We start from the raw sequence: 2321 nt of genomic DNA on the forward strand, positions 1-2321 counted from the left end.
GTGGTCCGGGGGCGCGCATGACATCGACCATCGATTTCAGCCAGATTGTCGTCGTGGCGGCGGGCATCATGACGCTTTTGAACCTTGGTGCCATGGTCTGGACTATCTTCACCGGTCCCGCCCGCAAGCTGGGTGGGCGCGTGAGCGAACTGGAAGACCGCGTCAGCGACCACGACAAGCGCGCCGAGCGCCACGCCCAGCAGCTGGTTGGCCTGAGCCAGACGGTGAACGCCATGCCCGGCGTCCAGCAGATGCACCAACTGGAGGTGGCGTTGTCCGATATCCGTGGTGACCTGCGCACGATCAACGCCACGATGGAAGGCAACGCCAAGATCATGGCGCGGCTCGAAGACGTGGTCACGCGGCACGAACAACACCTGCTTGACGGGGGCAAACGATGAGCGATTACCAAGCCACCTTGCGCCGCCACCGGCGTCTGGCGATCCTGCGCCATCTGGAGCGCTGCACCGAATACACATCGAACGCGTCGATCCTGTCCGATGTGCTGCGCGGCGTGGGCGTCACCTCGACCCGGTCGCAGGTGATCACCGAACTGGCGTGGCTGGGCGAGAACGGCTTTGTCGAGAATGATGACCGGGGCGATTTCGTCATCACGACCGCGACCGAGCGCGGGGTCGAGATTGCCCAGGGCGTGGCCACGCACCCGGATATCCAGCGCCCGCACCCGCGCAATCGCGGGGCCTGATCCATGCCGCCGCCCCGCAAGATTGACCTTTTGCCACGCGAGTTGCGCGATTGGCTGCAAGACGAGCTGAAAGCCTGCGGGTTCTCTGGCTATGAGAAGATCGCAGAGGCACTCAATTTCCGGCTGGAAAGCGAGGGGCTGGAACTGCGCATCGGCAAAAGCGCGATCCATGCCTACGGTCAGGAGTTTCAGGAATACGCCAGAATGCAAGAGCGCGCGCAGGATGAAATCCGCGCCTTTCTTGAAGAAGCCAGCCTGAAACAAGAGGCCGATGTCACCAGGGCGCTGTTCCAGCAGCTGACCACGATCCAGTGGCGTCTGCAGATGGCCATGTCAAACCCCGATGAGCTGCCCGACCCGCGCGGGATGAAAGACCTGACCACGGCGCTGAACAATCTGATCCGGTCCACCAGCTTGCGCGACGCCATCCTGAAAGCAGAGCGCACGGCACAGACCGAGCGCATGGACGCCGCCGTCGAGGCGGGCGACATAGACCGCGAGGCCGCCGCCAAGGCCCGCCGCATCATGGGGTTTGCAGAATGATCACCAGCGGGGCCGATCTGTCCATCCTGATCCTAGCCGCCGACACGCACTGGCGCGATGCTGGCTGGTGGACCCGGCTGCGGGCCGTGGTCCTTGGTAAGCGCCACAGGGTCGAACATCTGGGCTGCGTCAACCGGATCACGATCTGGCGCGGGGTGCCTTATCTGTGGTGGATTGGCGAGGTGCGGGCATGAGCAGCCAAAAGACCGCTTGGCTAGGCCCCGGTGAAAAGCCTCACGAATATAAGCCCGACTGGATCGCCCAAGGAGACTGCGCAATCTGCGGGCATACAAGAGATGCGCACCATGTTTCAACGCAGAGTGCTCCGTCGTCAAATCTTCTGGACCTCGAAACGGAGGCCGATAATGCAGTTCGATGACGTGCTCTACCTAAGCGAAATCGGCGCCTGCCGCTCAAACGAAAAACCGGCTTTGCAGCATGGACAACTCCGGTGATGTTTAGTTCCCTGCAATATCGACTTCCGTTTGCTCTCAATGCAGTTTGTGCAAAGGTAGTGAATGGGCTCCCCGTCCTGTATCGCCTTTTCAAGGCGATACACAATCGCACCGGTTTGGGTTTCCCAAAGCGTGTAGCGATCAAGATCGGACTTGAATACCTGCGCCTCATGCAACTCGTCCTTGAGCGCCGTAAGCTGGAGTTTCAGGTCAGCGTTCGCCAGCTTCGCATTAGCTACCTGCAAAGCGAGTTCGCTCAGCGCAAGTTTGATATCCGCGTCTCCACCCGCCTGCGTCTTATTGAGCAGCTTCTGCACGGTGGCGAAGGCATTGGCCAGCTTGCCGGTCGTGGTTCCCGCGTTCCCGGCGAGATCAATCAGGCTCTCAACGCTCTCGAAACTGAACTCCATAATCTGCTCCTGATGGAAAAAGAGATTCGGGCGTCAGGATATACTGGCCAACCGGAACCGGCTAGGAATTCGGGAGCGGACCATGGCTGACGCCGCCCTCGACCGCGTGGTCAAGTTCCTGTCCTATCAGCGGGCATGGATCGCGGACCAGAGCCGCTTCAAGATCGGCATGTTCAGCCGCCAGACCGGCAAGACCTTCTCGACCGG

5 protein-coding genes are annotated in these 2321 nt (G+C 61.0%); 4 read left to right on the forward strand and 1 reads right to left on the reverse strand.

Annotated features, from left to right (window positions below):
* The 4 genes from ROE7235_RS19340 to ROE7235_RS19355 all read left to right on the forward strand — a co-directional run.
* The coding region (locus ROE7235_RS19340) for a DUF2730 family protein (RefSeq protein WP_121097634.1) at positions 1-401 on the forward strand (401 nt) is incomplete at its 5' end.
* Complete coding sequence (locus tag ROE7235_RS19345) at positions 398-706, forward strand: VpaChn25_0724 family phage protein (protein ID WP_121097637.1); 309 nt, start codon at positions 398-400, stop codon at positions 704-706. The genes ROE7235_RS19340 and ROE7235_RS19345, both read left to right, overlap by 4 nt.
* 3 nt (positions 707-709) lie before the next feature.
* Positions 710-1249 (forward strand): phage protein Gp27 family protein, encoded by a 540-nt coding sequence (locus tag ROE7235_RS19350; RefSeq protein WP_121097640.1) that lies wholly within the window; start codon positions 710-712, stop codon positions 1247-1249.
* On the forward strand, positions 1246-1443 hold the full coding sequence (locus ROE7235_RS19355) for a hypothetical protein (RefSeq protein WP_121097643.1): 198 nt from the start codon (positions 1246-1248) through the stop codon (positions 1441-1443). Before ROE7235_RS19350 ends, ROE7235_RS19355 begins: the two co-directional genes overlap by 4 nt.
* 191 nt (positions 1444-1634) lie before the next feature.
* Here ROE7235_RS19355 and ROE7235_RS19360 read toward each other — a convergent pair whose 3' ends face one another.
* On the reverse strand, positions 1635-2114 hold the full coding sequence (locus ROE7235_RS19360) for a hypothetical protein (RefSeq protein ID WP_121097646.1): 480 nt from the start codon (positions 2112-2114) through the stop codon (positions 1635-1637).
* Between the last annotated feature and the right edge of the window lie 207 nt (positions 2115-2321).

It is taken from the genome of Roseinatronobacter ekhonensis, assembly GCF_900499075.1.
Taxonomy (GTDB): domain Bacteria; phylum Pseudomonadota; class Alphaproteobacteria; order Rhodobacterales; family Rhodobacteraceae; genus Roseinatronobacter; species Roseinatronobacter ekhonensis.